A 17,023-nucleotide genomic window follows, 5' to 3' on the forward strand; every position below is an offset into this window, starting at 1 on the left:
TCGCGACTTGCCGATTCGCATGGGCGAATTCGGTAAAGTCCATCGGTATGAACCTTCCGGCTCTCTCCATGGATTGCTTCGGGTTCGTCACTTTACCCAGGACGACGCGCACATTTTCTGCACTCCTGAACAGATGAACGAGGAGTGCCGATCCGTCGTGGCTTTAGTTCTGGACATCTATCGCCAGTTTGGCTTCGAGGAAGTGCGCATCAAGCTGTCTACTCGCCCTGCCAACCGAATCGGCAGTGACGCCACTTGGGATCAACTCGAGGGTGCGCTCATCCACTCTCTCGAAGAAATGAACCTCGTCTGTCAGGTCAATCCTGGTGAAGGTGCCTTCTACGGGCCCAAGCTTGAGTTCGTTTTGCGCGACGCGATTGGCCGGGACTGGCAGTGCGGCACGCTCCAGGTCGATATGAACCTCCCTGAACGATTCGGCATTGAATACGTTGACGAAGATGTGGGCAGAGGATACGCCGCTGCCCGGAAAATTGCTGTTTTAACAACTGCACGCCCGAAACCTCACCTTGCACACCGCCAGGTTAATGAAGAGCATCCTGAAATATTTAAAGCCAGATGAGTTAGATACAAGCAAAAAACCTCGCCTTGCTCGTGACATCACAGCAGGCTGAATATTTACTGCGCAATGAGAGCGGAATCAATACCGTTGATACTGTTTTTATTAGGCAACACATAGAGCTCATCACTTGTCAGCTCATGCAAAAGCTCTTCACGCAGCAAATGAAACTCGTACTGACTACGACTACGTGGTCGAGGCAGGTTAACTTTGATGATACGCTTGATACGTCCTGGACGAGGATCCATCACAACAATTCGATCGGCGAGAAAGATTGCTTCTTCCGCGTCATGAGTGACCATCACAGTCGTGATCTTGGACTGTTCACGAATCTGAAGCAGCTCATTTTGCATTTGCTGACGAATGAGCGCGTCCAGCGCGCCGAAAGGCTCATCCAACAGCAAGATGCGTGGGCTCCCCACTAGACCTCGAGCGATAGCCACCCTTTGGGCCATTCCGCCGGACAATTGATGCGGATAGGCACGAGAAAACTCGCTAAGACCTACCAGGTCGATAAACTCCATTACTTTCCGCTTTTTTTGCTCGTTAGTAGACCCATCATTTACTAACCCCAAGCCGACATTACCCTCCACTGTCAGCCATGGAAAAAGCCGATGCTCTTGAAACACCATGCCGCAACCCGCACCAACTACTTCAACTCTCCTCCCATCCACGCGTATATCACCGCTATAGTCAGTCTCCAAACCAACCAATAGACGTAATAGAGTAGATTTACCGCACCCACTGGCGCCCACGACTGCAATGAACTCACCTTCTGAAACTTCCAAGTTAAAATCATTGATCGCCTGGAATATTCCTCCGTCGATATTGAAAGCTTTTCCAACATTAGTAAAGCTAACGATTGGATGAGTCATGCTTGCCTCCAGCGCGTGACACGCGCCTCTATACGGTGCCCGAGGTGGTTGATCATCCCGCCAGTGATCCCAACCAGCAGCATCGCAGCCATAATCTTGTCCATATCCATTAGTTGTTGCGCCCCAATCATTAGGCTACCAATACCACCATTCGACGGCATGAAGTATTCGGAGCCGATTGCTCCTAGCCAAGAATAAATCAGACTCAGACGCAATCCACTGCAGATGCCGGGCGCAGCGCCGGGCAACACAAATTTCCTGAGGCGTTGCTGCAGGTTCAGCCCTAGCACTAGCGCGACCTCATTCAATTGCTCTGACTGGCTAGCGACGCTCCGATGAGTGGCGATATATAATGGAAAAAACGCCGCGAATGATACGAACACCCACTTCGCCGACTCGCCTAATCCGAACCAAGCAGTTAGCAGTGGAACCCAAGCGAAGATCGCGATTTGCCTTAGGGCTCCCAAACTTGGGCCAAATAGTCGCTCAGCAGGCCGGGATAACCCTAGAAGCAGGCCCGCGGCTAATCCAAAAAAGCCCCCGATGAGCAAGCCCATAAGTGCTCGGGTAAGACTGGAGGAAATGGCGTGCAGCAAACTGGCATCGAGCATGCCCGCAAAGAGAGTTCCCAAGACTCGCAAGGGCGATACCAATATCTCCCGATCAACCCAATGGAGCTGGTACGCGGTTTGCCACAATACCAACAGTGTCAGGGGCAGATACAAAGCTGTAAGACTCTGCCGACCGCCAGGGCGGTGAAAGCGCTTGAGCCGTGAGGTCGGTGGATGTGGCCAGTGCACTGTTTTCTGATCAACCCAGCCAATCAACAGATCCAAAACCACTCCAATCAAGCCAATCACAGCGATGCATACAAATACGATGTCGAGCATAAACAACTGCCGAGCCCAGACCATTAGGTAACCGATGCCCTCACTCGATGCCAATAGCTCCACTGCCAGCAAGGATGACCAGCCCGCAGAGAGCGCCAAACGCACTCCAGCCATGAATGATGGCATTGCGGCGGGGATGATCAACCGACGGATGAGCATCAATTTAGGCAGACGCAACACCGCAGCGGCCTCCCGCAAGCCTGGTTGAGCATCGCGTACGCCTACAAGAGTGTGTAGCGTGATCGGAACCACAACGGCTTTGATAAGCACCATGAGTTTTAGTAACTCACCGATTCCGAAGAAAACCATAAACAGTGGAATCCATGCCAGCGTCGGAATCTGCGCCAATGCGCTGAAGGTCGGGAGCACCAGATTCTGCAGTCTCGAACTGGCGCCTAGGCAAGCACCGAGCAGCGCGCCGAAGCTAATGCCTGCCAGCAGGCCGAGCCCCAGACGTAGAAGGCTCACTGCAATATTTTGCCAGATTTCCCCGCGGCCTAATTCTAGTGCGGTTAGCCAAACCCCCCCCGGCGAGGGAAGAATTTGCGCACTCATCAGGTGGTCTCGGGCAGCGATCCACCACAGCGCGAAGATGAGCAATGGCACATAGGCGCCGCTCAGACGGACAGTAAAAACAATCCACCATGGATGCCAACGAGGTGACACAGAAAGGGTTCGGTCACCAAGCATTCGACTCTCCGAAGGTTGGCGTGTAGGTTACAAACCAGCGATCAAATACTCGCATCAACTTACTATTAAACATGTGAACTGGTCTTTGAGTTAAAAGACGTCATTAGTACCGTCTTCTGCAAAAACCGCCAATGCTTTATCCGAATATTTTCTATGCCACACATGCATAACTGCACCGCCTCATAAAATTTAATACGACTTGAGGCATCGCTCTGCGCATATTTTCTACAAAACGAGATATATACGAGAAATATGCATGAGCATTCTAAAACGTCAAGCAGCGACCCCAGCAACCATAGTCAAACATTGAATTTTATAACAAAAAACGTATTCCTAAATAAGGACATAGACGCTTTAGGATAAATAAGATATCAAAATAGCTCACCAGCATTATTAAAAATGCTAAACGGTACTTTGAATTTTAGAACCCTCACACATAGACGGAGCGCAACAACAATAGCTTATTGCAAACATCCATACAGCAAAAAATTTAAGCATGCTTTAACCTATTTCAAGCAGCACAGTGCGACTTATCTAGCCCAACAATTATATCAATCATCGCTCGCGCCGCAGGAGATAGGCGGAAGCCTGCACGACTAATAATCCCGAAAATTGCTGAGCCACCAGGTTGTTCGCCCGGAAAATTGCGGAAACGCAGACGCACCAACGATCCAGGCAGAATATCTTGCTCATAGTGTTCCTCCGTGCTCATGCCGACCGCATCAGTGTTCCGTACAATCTTAGCCAGGCTACTGAAATCATCGGTTTGTATCGCTAGAGCGAAATCCAAACGGCCACTGGTTGCAGCAAGGCGTTTACGGGCTCCTGGAGGCAACATCGCACTTGCTAACGGATAATCGAAAATATCGTCAGGAGACAAGTTAGTCTTGGATAACAATGGGTGTCCCGGCCTGCAAAAAAACACTCCGCGTCGTGGTGTGAGTGGCTGAGTATGAAAATTAGGATCTGACTCGAAATGGCGAATATCGGCAACAAAAAACTCAATCTCCTCTCGATTCAAACTACGACTTAGTTTTTCCCAGTTAGAAGTTTCGAATCTGACTCGGACACCCGGATAAGCTGCCGCAAATCCCGCTACGGCGTCCGGAACTAGTTTCACCGCCGGAGCAGGGCCACAACCAAAGTGAAGCTCACCGGCATCGAGCTTCGTCATTTGAGCTACTTCTCGGGTTAACTGATTAGCGTCTTTTAGTATATTGAGTGCATGGTGTAATACTACATGACCCTCCGGCGTCGGACGCAGATCTTTGCTGCCACGATCTATCAATACGCAACCAAATTCCTGTTCCAATCCCTGGATACTGCGACTGAAGGCTGGTTGTGTGATTCCCATGGCGTCAGCTCCCCGTACGAAGCTGCGATGTTCGTTAAGAGCGATGAAGTAGCGAAGCTGGCGTAAATCCATATGCGTTCCCGGCATCTAAAAAATAGGTCGAAAGTATTGGCCCTAAGCCAGACAGAGGTTTTAAATGCTGACTCTTATGCCGTCAACAAAGCTTTAGATCTTTGTTTAGATCATAAAGGCATATGAGCCTAACTTCGCCGCGTGTAGAACCGACCAAGCCTGGAGGCTCGTCCTTGAGCAGTACTACCAAAATTTTCAAATACACCAACTACAGCTATACCGACCACCGAGTGTCAAGGGGCGTAGGTGCTGCAATGAGAATAGTAACGTCGAGTGGAAGGCGTGACTCGCTCGACCAGGAAACACACCATCACTCGAGTCTAAAGCGCTTGTTCTCGAGGAATGGTCACGGTTAGACGATCAGAGCCATAACGATATTTCGCTCACCCTAACTTTCAACTTTTTTAGTGTTGCCTGCGAGTGGAAACAGATAAGCATGTAGCTAGCACCCCACGCAGCTTTATGGCGCCATCCCAATAAAAAAGAAACAACTAACATAGACGCAGATTTATCACAAAAAATTAACCAAGCCCCCAAATTCGAGTCGAAAAATTCGAGATGGCTTGGGTAATGGGTGTGATTACGCCCCAAGGAACTTCAATGACTTATTTATCGCGTATTTCCACGAAACCAATTTTTCCGCTTAAAACCTTACCAGCGACTTTATTGCTAGCAAGCTACATCGCCTGCTCACCAGCACATGCTTCGGAGGATCCCGCTAGCAAAGAGCCCGAAGCGGCAAGCGATGCAACGTTGGATAATACACGCCTGAAAGCAGTGACGGTAACTGCCCGCCGTCGCGAGGAAAGTGCTCAGGATGTACCGGCTACGATGAGTGTTATAAGCGGACAGTCGTTAGAGAACCAGCGAGTTTACCGCATACAAGATCTTCAGCAGTTGACACCTAGTCTAAACGTGGCCTACATGCATGCTAGGCAGTCAAGCGTATCAATTCGCGGACTAGGCAACAACCCCGGTAGCGATGGGTTAGAAGGAAGCGCCGGATTGTACATTGATAATGTCTATTTAGGAAGGCCAGGGATGGCAGTGTTTGACCTAATGGACATCGAACAGCTTGAAGTACTGCGCGGCCCACAGGGTACTCTGTTCGGCAAGAACACAACCGCTGGGGTAGTCAATATTAGCACTCGGTTGCCGAGCTTTACACCTGAGCGGAGCATCGAAACTTCATTCGGAGAGGATGGTTTCTTCCAGACAAAAGGGACTATTTCCGGGCCTATTTCCGAAGTGATGGCCGGACGCTTTTCGGCGTACCGAAGTCGCAGCGATGGTGACCTGAAAAATGAATATAATGGCCATGACCTCAATGGCGGTTCTCGAGAGGGGTTTAAAGGTCAATTACTATACAAACCTAGTGAAGACTTCAGTTTACGCATCATAAGCGACTACAATGAGGAGTCTTCTAGCGCCGGCACACATCCACTCTACAGCACGGGCCCAACTATTAATGGCGTCAACCGCTTTGAATCCCGAGCTGCTGCCGTCGGCGCCACACTAGTTGATGGACGCAAGCGCAGAGTCAATATAGATGGAGTTCAGCGCGTTACAGTGCACCAAGGTGGGCTATCGGCAGAGGCGAATTGGAAGCTATCTAGTGACTTCACTCTTACATCCGTCAGCGCTTACCGATGGTGGGATTTCAGCCCTCGTAACGATGACACGTTAAATGTACCAGTCACTAACAACAGTGGCGTGTCGGTTCAGGATAAACAATGGTCACAAGAGTTCAGGCTGGCTTCTCCTATTGGTGGCACATTTGATTACGTTCTGGGAGCCTACTATTTCGGATCTGATTTAGACAATGAAACTAAAATCAGTAATGGCCCTCTGGCCGACCTATGGAATGGAACTCCAACTGGCGCTCTATCGAACGTTCAAAGCCTTGGCAAGGGGCATATTGAAACCAACAGCTTCGCGCTGTTCAGCCAAGGGACATGGCACCTTACGCCAAAATTGGACTTCACCGCGGGCTTGCGGGGTACGTACGAAGAGAAAGACGCCTGGGTCAATCGTAGCCCATCAATTGGCGGCGAGCCAGTTTCAGGCGCTGCATTAGTATCCCGAAACGCTCGGTTCGGAGCGTATGAATCTGGGAGTTTAAATCAATATAGTTTCAGCCCATCTGGACTATTAAGCTTAAGCTATATCTTCAACGAAGATCTTCTCGGTTACGTGACACTTTCGCACGGCGAAAAATCCGGTGGTGTTAACCTTTCTGTCGGCACCGCGCCTACAGCAGGGGCAGAGTCATTAGAGATCGGCAGCGAGCGTGCGAACAACCTTGAATTGGGCATCAAAAGTACTTTACTTGACAACCGCCTCCAACTGAACGGCAACTTGTTCTGGACTCGAGTCAATGGTTATCAGACCACTGGGTATGACGAAGCTAATCGTGTCCAGTATTTAACCAATGCTGGTTCAGTTAGGTCTCGCGGGGCAGAATTAGAAGCCACGCTCATCCCGCTACGTGGCCTGACGATAAACGTCAATGGCTCTTATAACGATGTACGCTATCTTTCTTATAAAGATGCCCCTTGCCCTCCCGAGGTAGCCTATCAACCCGGAGCCCCAGCATCTTGTGATCTCAGCGGTAATCAAGTAGTAGGCGCTTCAAAATGGATCGCCAACATCAACAGCGTGTATGAATGGCATTGGGGCGATAACCTAGTGCCATATGTCACAGGTAGCTACGCTTATCGCTCTAAAGCTGTAGGCACCGTAGAGGATTCATCTTATGCACAAATCCCCGCATATGGCGTAGCCAATTTTTCAACAGGATTACGAGGTAACTGGGGGCAAGGCCAATGGGATTTATCATTGTGGGTCAAAAACGCCTTCGACAAGACCTACTACACTACATTTTTCAATGAAATCAATGGTGGCTATTCAGGATTCTTGGGCACACCCCGAACTTTGGGCGCAACAGCGCGGTATGACTTCTGACGAAGCGAATAGAATAAATATCTAGAACACCAGAATTAGAGGCCGCCCTGCGGCCTCCTTGACCGGGGATTGTCTGCTCCCAACGCAGCCCGTTGACACACTCGACTAAGAATACTCACAGCGCAATCCAATGCTCAACTATCTTAGATAAATGAGGCATAAATGAGCCAAGATAGATCTTCGACCCACCTCCCAACACCTAATACACTTCAATCATTGAATGATTTGAAGCCACAAGCGGAATTGTTCTCCTCCGCGCTGCTTACGAAAGAAAATAAAGAGCTAGAAAATTTATGCTTGCGCCTGTTCAATTCGCCAAACATCCAAGCAACTATCGAAAAGCTGGAAAAACAACTTGGCTCATTGCCACTGGCCCAAACAGCTGACGCTCAAAAGACGCTACCCTCAGCAGTTCGCGAGTTAGCAATGGGGGCTATCTCGTACTTGGCCGCAGACGACCCACAGCGGCCTAAAATAATGCTACATGAGAGCCCTCCCAGAAGGGATTGGCCAGGCGCACGATACATTGTTGACAACCCCGACAACGTTTATCGCATCGTTGCAATTGATAGTCATAGTCAGTACCTAATTACTGGGAAATTAGGAAGCGCACCACCATCACAGTATCTTTTTGAGCTCACCAGCAGTTGGAAGGGCATGACTGGAGAGAATCATATTGCGATGTTAGCTAACCATGAAGTTCTAGTAGGATTCGATGGTTTTTTTGAGATAACCATCGACAATCAGCCTGCAAATGGAAGAGCTAACCACATACAGAGTACCGCCGATGCAAAATACCTCATGATTAGGGATGTCCTGTCTGACTGGGCTAAGCAATCACCCAACCGCTTAAGCATTCGGCGGGTCTCTGGCCCTTCACTTCAGCCGAGGAGAGCATTTGACAAACTTACAAAAGATGCTGAGGCGCTTGTTCCAGAGTTCGTTGACTACTGGCTTCCTATTCTCAGCAGCATTCAACCTGTGATCGACGGTGAGATACCTGAACTCCTGCTGCGAACTGGGGGCTGGGGATGGGTCGTCAATCGGCGCTTTACACTCGTTGAAGATGAGGTTTTAGTCATCACAGTAGATCCTGGATCAGCCAATTATATCGGTACTCAAGTTATGGATCCGTGGGCTCGTTCTCGCAATTACATCAATAAAACAGGCAGCCTGAATGGAGCACAGGCAGTGTCAAACCCCGATGGCACTTACACTTACGTGCTATCGAATACAGATCCCAAATTTGTGAACTGGCTATCAACCGATGGGCTCCTTAACGGGTATGTATCGATTCGAGTGCAAGGAATACCCTCAGGTGGCAGTATTGGTGGAGTGAAGTCATTCCACATTCTATCCATTGAAGATTTACCTGACCGAATTACCAGGCGCCACTCATCTAGTATAAGCCAAACGTTGCTGGACAAGCGAATGACAAGCTATTCAAGGCGTAATGATTCGTAGTTAGTGAGGTATGATGAGTAAGTGCTGGCATGGCTGAGACCAAAATCGATCATCTTAGATTGTGCTGCTAAAACCCAGGCCTTGTTGCAAGAGCCCGGGTTACGTGTACGGCTGCAGGCCGATCAGGCCAGCTTTTCCAGCTCAGGAACCGCTTCGAACAAGTCAGCGACTAGGCCGTAGTCGGCTACCTGGAAGATCGGCGCTTCTTCGTCCTTGTTGATCGCAACGATCACCCTGGAGTCCTTCATGCCGGCCAAGTGCTGGATCGCGCCGGAAATACCGACGGCGATATACAGCTGTGGCGCAACGATCTTGCCGGTCTTGCCGACCTGCGTATCGTTCGGCACAAAGCCTGCGTCGACCGCAGCGCGCGAGGCACCGACGGCAGCGCCGAGCTTGTCGGCCAGGCTGTACAGGTGCTTGAAGTTGTCACCGTTGCCCAAGCCGCGGCCACCGGATACAACGACCCTCGCAGCGGTCAACTTCGGGCGGTCGGACTTGGCCAGCGCTTCACCGACGAAGATTGAGATACCCGCACTGTGCGTAGAGCAGACGGTTTCAACAGTCGCCGAGCCACCTTCAGCGCCTATTGCGTCGAAGCCGGTGGTGCGCACAGTTATGACCTTGACCGTAGCGCTCCATTGCACGGTGGCAATGGTGTTACCGGCATAAATCGGGCGTTTGAAGGTGTCTGCAGATTCTACCGAGATGATTTCGGAGATCTGGTCGACGTCCCGCAGCGCGGCAACGCGTGGCAAGATGTTCTTGCTGTTGGTAGTGACCGGGGCCAGCACGTGGCTGTAACTCTTGGCCAACTCGACCAGCAGCGGCGCTACGTTTTCTGGCAGAGCGTGGGTGTAGACAGCGTTATCGGCAACCAGCACCTTGGCCACGCTTGCGATCCTGGCGGCGGATTCGGCGATGCCACCGACGTTCTGGCCAACGACCAGGACGTGCACATCACCACCGATCTTGGCGGCAGCGGCAACAGTGTTCAGGGTGGCCGGGCTACGGCACCATTCTCGTATTCAGCGACAACCAAGATAGTCATTTAGATCACCTTCGCTTCGTTCTTCAGCTTCTCGACCAGTTCGGCCACCGATTTGACCTTGATGCCAGCGCTGCGGGCAGCCAGCGCTTCAACTTTCACGGTCTTGGGTCGAAACGAGGGAAACGCCCAGATCGTCAGGCTTGACGGTCTCCAGCGGCTTCTTCCTGGCCTTCATGATGTTCGGCAGCGACGCATAGCGTGGCTCGTTCAGGCGCAGGTCATCTCTCCCACGACGGAGAACGCGACTACACAATCCTCAGCAGCGTTCACCGCAGGAAAGATTTCTTGCGAGCTCTGCTCTCGACTTACACCTGACCCGTAACCGTCGCAATTCCAGCGCCTCCCAGAGGCGCTGGCTGCACTACATCGCTCCGGTGAGAAACGATCTTTACAGGGGCGTCCGAAGTCGACCGTGCAGAGGCACTGGCACTGACTCCGAGGGTTGTGCAGCAAGCGGTATTGGCAAAAATTCTATGGCCGTCCAACTAGTCAACCAGCCCCCCTAATTGCGCCATGCTTTTTTCTCCTAGGGGTTGGCTTAAAGCACTGGCCTAGGAAATTGCAAGATAGGGTTTGAAGAGACAATCACCAGTGGTGTCTAGCTCGCGAAATCGCAACGTAAAAGAGCTTGGCCGAGGCGAAGCGCTCGGTCAGAAAATGAGCAGCATCCGGTATGAGCACATGATCGAACTCCAGCCCTTTTAGCAGCAGCGGTGTTGATATAACTCACTTGATAGGAGATCGACCGGTATGGCTGAGTCACTGTCGAGCATGTTGGCAGGCCTGAGTCAAAGACTCACTTCTCCCATAAGCCAGTTCGATGAGTGAGCGCTTTGCATCACCGAGAAGCTCACCTCTACACACTGTTTTAGCCTCTCCAGGTTGGTATTGCTGGCCCCTGACAATCATCCATTGGCACAGGACTTCAATGGTGACTTGGCATCTCTCCGACAAGAGAAATTCATCTTTCTGGAAGACCCTGCTGGGATAGGCCTCACCTCACACACTCTCCAGCTATGCCGTCAGTACCAGTTGCACCCCTCTAACATCATGTATGTGCCGTCCTTGATGAGCATTCCTGGCCTGATAGCCGCTGGCATCGGGATCAGTATTCTTCCTGAGACCCTTACACAATTGAGCATGCCGGGCATCCGCACTCTGGAACTGAGTCAGCCAGACATGCAGAGCGAATTGTCGCTCATCACTCGAGTGGACGAACGATCGCGAGCAGTCATGCATTTTCTGGGGGAAGCGGAGAAGTGGCTGAACTGAAAACAGCAGGAGCACCCGCCATCAACCCCTCTCCATTTTTCTGCACCTGCAGTGATCTGAGACTACCCAATGCCACGCGGCTTGCCGGAATGTCAGCCTTTTCACGTTCTCGAACGCACCACTACACCGGTTTATTGCTACGGCACATGCCCAACCGTAGGTGCTCCCCCTGGAAATAGACGTTGATCACTGAGCTTTTCCAGTAAGAAGTCATAGACCAACCTTATTCTCCGCGGCGCAGGCCCTGGGCGCGTCCGGTAGAGAACCAGATCGAGTGGTTGCGGAGCATGATCTGACATCACCTCAACAAGGGTGCCTTGCGACAAATGAGGCTCAGCCAAGTAAAGAGGCATTTGAGCAAACACGCCCCCCTGCAGCACCATTTCCAACTCAGTTTCCGGGTCATCGCATGTGAAGCCAGGTTGCTCGGGAATGAAGCTCTCCTCGTTGGGAAAAATCCACGGCCAACCGCGTCCGGATCTACGATCCTGAAGCAGCGATAGAGGCATGGTCTTCAGCTCCATAAGACTCAATGGCGCTCCAGCACTGGCTATGAGCTCAGGTGCGGCCACGACAAGCAACGGAACGCTTGCCACCGTCCTCGCGATGAATCGACGATCGCGGACAGTACCCACTCGAATCCCGATATCGATTTTGGATGCCACCGAATCCGTTAGCTCATCGTCCAGAGTTAGGTCGATGCTCAGTTTCGGATACTGCCGACGTAACTCAGCCAGGAAACGGGCTAGGTAGAGCTTGCCGATCGCATGCGGTGCAGTCAGTCCCACTCGCCCCATGATCTCTTGCCCATCACCGCGATCCGCTCTAGAGAAGAGCTGGTCAAAGCCTTCTATTGCCGCCCTCGCTTCTTGCGCGAGCTCCCTTCCGAAATCTGTGATTCTCATCTGTCGCGTGCTGCGGTGGAACAGCGACTCGCCCATGAGTCGTTCAAACTCCTGCACCGCCCGGGTAACTTTCTGAGGCGATGTTCCTAGGTGATTCGCAGCTTCGCGAAAGGATGAACAATCAACGACCGCCAAAAAAACCCTCACCATCTCAAGCCGATTCAGCACGTTATTGTTCCATATTTTGGAATTTTAAAATCCTGAATATTCCATTCTCTGTGATGATTTGACAACTCATAATCGGTGCCATCTCCACCTAATGAGGCTTCTGAAATGAGCAAAGGTATCGAAGGAAAGGTCGTCGTCATCACGGGTGCAAGCAGCGGCCTGGGTGAGACCACTGCTCGCCACTTGGCCAGCAAGGGCGCTTTGGTCGTGTTGGCTGCACGACGCGAAGATCGCCTCAAAGCAATTGCTGCAGAAATCGAAGCCAGCGGTGGAAAAGCCACGGCGCTCGTGGTGGACGTCACACGTCGTGAGGACTTGATTTCCCTCGTGCAACACGCAGTGGACACGTTTGGCCGTTTGGATGTGATGATCAACAATGCTGGCCTAATGGCGATCGCGCCTATTTCTGAACTGCGGGTTGATGAATGGGATCGGATGATCGACATCAACATCAAGGGGGTGATGTATGGCATTGCTGCCGCCCTACCCCTGTTTGAAAAGCAAGGGTCGGGTCACTTCATCAACGTCTCGTCTGTTGCGGGCATCAAGGTCTTTAGCCCTGGCGGTTCGGTCTACAGCGGTACGAAATACGCAGTCCGGGCGATCTCGGAAGGTTTGCGCCATGAGGTAGGGAAGAACATCCGTACCACCACCATCGAGCCAGGCGCGGTCGATTCCGAGCTGAAATTCGGTAGTGGTCACGAAGCCAGTGCACAGGCGGTGGCTGACTTCTACAAGAACGCAATTCCTGCAGAGTCTGTTGCGCGAGCCATCGCATTTGCCATCGAACAACCGGCGGATGTGGACATCAATGAAATTGTCCTGCGTCCAACATCTCAGGATTTCTGATCGAGAGGATAGTGAAATGAAAGTTTTGATAGTCCTTACATCGCACGATCAACTGGGCGACACCGGCCTGAAAACGGGCTTCTGGCTGGAGGAGTTCGCTGCACCTTACTACGTCTTCAAAGACGCAGGTGCCGAGGTTGTGCTGGCATCCCCAGCGGGTGGGCAACCGCCACTCGATCCGAAAAGTGAACTGCCTGATTTCCAAACCGACATGACGCGCCGGTTCAATGCTGACCTAGCCGCCCAGAAGGCATTGTCAGCAACCATCAAGCTCGATACGGTCAGTGCGGAAGACTTTGACACAGTATTCTATCCAGGTGGGCATGGCCCTCTGTGGGATCTCGCAGAGTCGAAAACCTCTGTCAACCTGATCGAATCATTCGAACGCGCCGGCAAGCCCATCGGGTTTGTATGCCACGCGCCTGGTGCACTTCGCCATGTTAAAGGTAGTGACGGATCCCCGTTGATCAAAGGCCGACGGGTAACGGGTTTCACCAACGGCGAAGAAGCCGCCGTGGAGTTGACCGACGTGGTGCCATTCCTGATCGAAGATGAGTTTCAGCGCCTGGGGGGCCATTATGAGAAGGGCCCAGATTGGGCTCCATTCATCGTCGAAGACGGCAAGTTGGTTACAGGTCAGAACCCAGCAAGCTCTGAAGGTGTGGCTAAAGCACTTCTCGCCCAAATGGAGTAATCGCTTGAGCTGGCCTGAGCTCACAGAGGGCTCAGGCCAGCTCGATACGGTCTTTGGCACATCGCCGCATAGCAAATTCCAATGCCTGATTCACGGAGCTTGCTTGAAAGCGACTCGATACACCTCAAAAGCCATGGTGTTCATCAATCAGGTTCGCGACCTCTCTAGCATGAATACGCCCTAGATCATGAGCAGCCTCGGGAAAAACTTTCAACCGAGCGCCAGGGATGCGTTGTGCTAACAACTGCCCGACCCGTAATGGGCTTATGGGATCTGAGCCACCCCATAGGAGCAATACCGGCATGCGTAGCTCATGCAGGCGAGCCGTGAGATCGGTTCGGTCATCCAGAAACCAGCGTGGTACGTCCGGGTAGTCGGTTTCGAACTCTGTCCGCCAGTCCTCGGCACCCAGTGCAGAAACGCCCATCCCGCCCGAAGTGACAGCTAAGGTCAGATGAGTAATCAACTCAGGCCGCTCAAGTGCCATATGGATGGCTACGACTCCCCCCATGGATTGGGCTACCAATGCCGTGGGTCTATCGATTTCGTCCAATGCCAACGATGCAAGATGCTTCAGGCTAGCGATTTTCGGGCTGGGTGCTGTGGTGCCGAAGCCAGGCCATCCCATGTGGCGTATGGGTATTGTTGATCTGAGTCTTTCAGCAACCGGATGCCAGAACTGGATGTTGCCAGAGGCTCCAGGTAGAAAGAAAACGCTTTCAGGGGTAGTCACAGCTCATCCTTGACTCTGCGTAGGCACAGCGCTTATGTAGAGGCGCTGAATGGTCTTACCACAGTGCCTGCTATCCGTTCATTTGGCCAGACCTGTGGAGTTCAAAGCATGTATTCAAGAAAGGCCTGGCCACTTCACAACACCATCAAAGCGCACAGGCTAGGTTAAGGACGCTTGTGAATATGACAAAGCCAAGCTCTCAAGTAAGAACTGGCACGAACAAAAAACGGCCCTAAGGCCGTTTTTAGCTTACCGTCGGTGCACGCGACAAATTACGACACCCAGCTCTCAACTTCGTCAGAACCGTACTCAGCTTTCCACTCTTTCAGAAGCTTGTGGTTTCCGCCTTTTGTTTCGATGATTTCCCCGTTATGCGGGTTTTTGTACTGCTTGACCTGACGGGCTCGGCGAGGAGCCTTCTCTGCAGCTACCGGGGCAGCACGGCGACCAGCCTGCGGATCCAGCAGGTTGATGATATCTCTCAGACTGTAACCATACTTTGCAAGCAAATCGCGCAATTTGGTTTCAAACTCGATCTCGTTCTGAAGCTCACTGCTACCTTTCATGGCCTCCAATTCGGCCAATTGTACGGCGAGTTTTTGCTCGAGCTGTCTGAATTCCGCCAAACGGGACATGTAAATACTCCAAAATGTGATGAGTGATCTGTAGAGAATCTTAACGCAGGTTAAGTTCAAATCCAAATGAAAATCAGGGCAACCAATCCTCGGGCTTCTTGCCACTGCTCCAGTAACCATATTCAGAATTTGGCAAATCCACAGACAAGTCGACAACCTTCTGAATATCTACTTTTAGAGGATCGAGCAGCTCGATTTTTTGCGTAGCCAGCTAACCCAAATAGCCAGTGCCATTTGAGATGCTTCGTCCTGCGGTGACGCATCCATCGTCGCCTGAATAAACGCGCGCAGTCGCTGAGCTCGCTCCCAATTCTCCAGGTTTATCATTAAATTTTGACGCAGCTTTTCCTGACGACGCTGCTGATCAATCTTCTCTCTCCTTACCCGCTCCTCTTCGGCCCAACGACACCGATTGGTTTCGTCAGATGACCTTCGGGTTTTCACAGAGGCAGCAATTCGAACAAATCCTGTCAATATCTGACCAAGCTTCGATTCAAGCTTACCGGTCTTACTGTCCGCCGAAGTTTTTTGGATCAAAACCTCTGATCGTGCATCCACGATGAGGGATAGCACGCCAGTAGGTTCCCAGCCAAAGCGGGCTGCTCTAATAGATGTGAAATCAGGCTCCCCCCTCTGACCAGGCTTGAAAGGTTTGGGGGGCGGCGGAGGGATATCGTATCGTTTAATCCGCTCTTGTATCGTGATCAGTAAATCCTCACCGTCCAGGCGTACGAAGCTTCCATTGTCATTTACACCCCACGTGTAGCCCACGGCCTCACTCGCCCTGATCAGGCTGTCGAACAGAATCGCGCACCGGCCAATTTCCGTCGAAGAAATGTGGGAACTCAAAACCCGCGACTTCTCTACTACTAGCGCGCCGTTGAGCTCCTTGGCTTTCTTCGCTGCAGCGAGCCATTTGCTCACCAACGGATGCGGGTCTACCAATTCCGTTGGAACGATTAACGTGCCGAGGTCTTTGACTGGGCTCTGGGGCTTAGGTTTCTCAGATTTTGGGATATCCAGAACATGGAACGTGATGGGTATAGTGGAGACTGGCGGTTTTGGACGCCGGGGCCTTTTCGACTCTGGCTTAGCCCAGTGGCCGCGGGCAGGCAATGTGATCCCGGCCTTGCGGCAGGCCTACATCAGATACGCCAATTTCCTTGGCGATTATCAAAACCGGTCGTGCCCAGACCATCTCGAATAGCTGCTGAGGAGTGAAGCTCTTTTCGACGTACATCACTGATCCTTTGTAGCGCCCGAGGAGTTGTAGCAATCGGCGTAAGGCTTAGTATCTACTCGACAACGAATGTAATCAGGGCTGCCATCGCTGCATCAGACGGCCCACGTCTGGTCAACAGGCGACCTCTCTCTCAACGAATCTGCTGAGCATGCATCCGCGTCAATGCTGAGCAGCTTGGCACTCATCGATGGTTTGATACTGCACAGCTCAGCACCCCACTCGCCCCCAGCAGAATGCTGTCGCATGAGCTACCAATCTTTAATGTCAGCCGTCACATTCCTAGGCATGCATACGCCAGACGTAGCTATCCCCATTAGGTATCAGTGAGCTTCACTCATTTTTTGTTACTCAAAGAAAATTTTTGAACCCAAAGTCAAAAGCAGTGGCCTTCGGCCAAAAGGGCGACTCCCCCAATGCCCCCCACTGGGGGGCATGGAGAAGGTCAGTTCAACACGATTCGAAGCAGAGCAGCAGCAACAGCAAAGGCGTCAGAAATCGAGTTTTTTCTGGGAAAAATCGGTGGGGCAAAATGCGCTGCTCGGCGTTTTTCAAGGTAGTTGTCGCGTCCGCCGTCGTGCTACGCGACC

Annotated in this window: 15 protein-coding genes and 2 pseudogenes; 6 read left to right on the forward strand and 11 right to left on the reverse strand. The window is 51.7% G+C overall.

Annotated elements, in window-relative coordinates:
* Positions 1–580: aminoacyl--tRNA ligase-related protein (locus IAE33_RS23350; protein WP_328804913.1), on the forward strand; the 580-nt coding region annotated here is incomplete at its 5' end.
* Positions 581–636: 56 nt separating this feature from the next.
* Here the strand turns inward: IAE33_RS23350 and IAE33_RS23355 are convergent.
* The 3 genes from IAE33_RS23355 to IAE33_RS23365 all read right to left on the reverse strand — a co-directional run bounded on the left by IAE33_RS23355 (position 637) and on the right by IAE33_RS23365 (position 4,458).
* Complete coding sequence (locus tag IAE33_RS23355) at positions 637–1,452, reverse strand: ABC transporter ATP-binding protein (protein WP_201165507.1); 816 nt, start codon at positions 1,450–1,452, stop codon at positions 637–639.
* Positions 1,449–3,032 (reverse strand): ABC transporter permease, encoded by a 1,584-nt coding sequence (locus IAE33_RS23360; RefSeq protein WP_201165509.1) that lies wholly within the window; start codon positions 3,030–3,032, stop codon positions 1,449–1,451. The genes IAE33_RS23355 and IAE33_RS23360 overlap by 4 nt, the downstream gene beginning before the upstream one ends.
* Before the next feature lie 511 nt (positions 3,033–3,543).
* Complete coding sequence (locus IAE33_RS23365; protein ID WP_201165511.1) at positions 3,544–4,458, reverse strand: LysR family transcriptional regulator; 915 nt, start codon at positions 4,456–4,458, stop codon at positions 3,544–3,546.
* A gap of 600 nt (positions 4,459–5,058) precedes the next feature.
* Between IAE33_RS23365 and IAE33_RS23370 the strand changes: the two genes are divergently transcribed.
* Positions 5,059–7,422 carry a TonB-dependent receptor gene (locus IAE33_RS23370; protein WP_201165513.1) on the forward strand — a complete coding sequence of 788 codons (2,364 nt, stop codon included), beginning with the start codon at positions 5,059–5,061 and terminating at the stop codon, positions 7,420–7,422.
* Between the two features lie 162 nt (positions 7,423–7,584).
* The gene (locus tag IAE33_RS23375) at positions 7,585–8,886 is read left to right on the forward strand and encodes a hypothetical protein (protein ID WP_201165515.1); all 1,302 of its coding nucleotides are present in this window, start codon (positions 7,585–7,587) and stop codon (positions 8,884–8,886) included.
* Positions 8,887–9,008: 122 nt separating this feature from the next.
* Here the strand turns inward: IAE33_RS23375 and IAE33_RS23380 are convergent.
* The 3 genes and pseudogenes from IAE33_RS23380 to IAE33_RS24685 form a co-directional block, all read right to left on the reverse strand.
* Positions 9,009–9,937, reverse strand: a pseudogene (locus IAE33_RS23380) (electron transfer flavoprotein subunit alpha/FixB family protein).
* Positions 9,938–10,157: pseudogene (locus IAE33_RS23385) on the reverse strand (electron transfer flavoprotein subunit beta/FixA family protein); the annotation flags it as partial. It lies immediately after the preceding pseudogene.
* 365 nt (positions 10,158–10,522) lie between these two features.
* Positions 10,523–10,618, reverse strand: coding sequence for a hypothetical protein (locus IAE33_RS24685; protein ID WP_328804914.1), 96 nt, complete (start codon positions 10,616–10,618; stop codon positions 10,523–10,525).
* Between the two features lie 207 nt (positions 10,619–10,825).
* Here IAE33_RS24685 and IAE33_RS23395 point away from each other — a divergent pair, with 207 nt between their 5' ends.
* Entirely contained in the window at positions 10,826–11,209 is a 384-nt protein-coding gene (locus tag IAE33_RS23395; RefSeq protein WP_236404152.1) for a LysR family substrate-binding domain-containing protein, read from the forward strand.
* Positions 11,210–11,346: 137 nt separating this feature from the next.
* On the opposite strand, the gene IAE33_RS23400 is transcribed toward IAE33_RS23395, so the two are convergent.
* Complete coding sequence (locus IAE33_RS23400) at positions 11,347–12,264, reverse strand: LysR family transcriptional regulator (RefSeq protein WP_236404154.1); 918 nt, start codon at positions 12,262–12,264, stop codon at positions 11,347–11,349.
* A gap of 123 nt (positions 12,265–12,387) precedes the next feature.
* Between IAE33_RS23400 and IAE33_RS23405 the strand changes: the two genes are divergently transcribed.
* Both IAE33_RS23405 and IAE33_RS23410 read left to right on the forward strand, forming a co-directional pair.
* Positions 12,388–13,131 (forward strand): SDR family oxidoreductase, encoded by a 744-nt coding sequence (locus IAE33_RS23405; protein ID WP_201165519.1) that lies wholly within the window; start codon positions 12,388–12,390, stop codon positions 13,129–13,131.
* Positions 13,132–13,147: 16 nt separating this feature from the next.
* Complete coding sequence (locus IAE33_RS23410) at positions 13,148–13,825, forward strand: type 1 glutamine amidotransferase domain-containing protein (RefSeq protein WP_201165522.1); 678 nt, start codon at positions 13,148–13,150, stop codon at positions 13,823–13,825.
* Between the two features lie 124 nt (positions 13,826–13,949).
* On the opposite strand, the gene IAE33_RS23415 is transcribed toward IAE33_RS23410, so the two are convergent.
* From IAE33_RS23415 to IAE33_RS23430, 4 genes are all read right to left on the reverse strand, one after another.
* Positions 13,950–14,558 carry an alpha/beta fold hydrolase gene (locus IAE33_RS23415; RefSeq protein ID WP_201165523.1) on the reverse strand — a complete coding sequence of 203 codons (609 nt, stop codon included), beginning with the start codon at positions 14,556–14,558 and terminating at the stop codon, positions 13,950–13,952.
* Positions 14,559–14,830: 272 nt separating this feature from the next.
* Complete coding sequence (locus tag IAE33_RS23420) at positions 14,831–15,193, reverse strand: histone-like nucleoid-structuring protein, MvaT/MvaU family (RefSeq protein ID WP_201165524.1); 363 nt, start codon at positions 15,191–15,193, stop codon at positions 14,831–14,833.
* Positions 15,194–15,367: 174 nt separating this feature from the next.
* Complete coding sequence (locus IAE33_RS23425) at positions 15,368–16,117, reverse strand: hypothetical protein (RefSeq protein ID WP_201165525.1); 750 nt, start codon at positions 16,115–16,117, stop codon at positions 15,368–15,370.
* A 166-nt stretch (positions 16,118–16,283) separates the two neighbouring features.
* Positions 16,284–16,433: a hypothetical protein gene (locus IAE33_RS23430; protein WP_201165527.1), complete on the reverse strand. Its 150-nt coding sequence runs from the start codon at positions 16,431–16,433 to the stop codon at positions 16,284–16,286.
* Positions 16,434–17,023: the final 590 nt, after the last annotated feature.

The organism is Pseudomonas sp. S60 (assembly GCF_016647865.1).
In the GTDB taxonomy this organism is placed as follows: Bacteria; Pseudomonadota; Gammaproteobacteria; order Pseudomonadales; family Pseudomonadaceae; genus Aquipseudomonas; species Aquipseudomonas parafulva.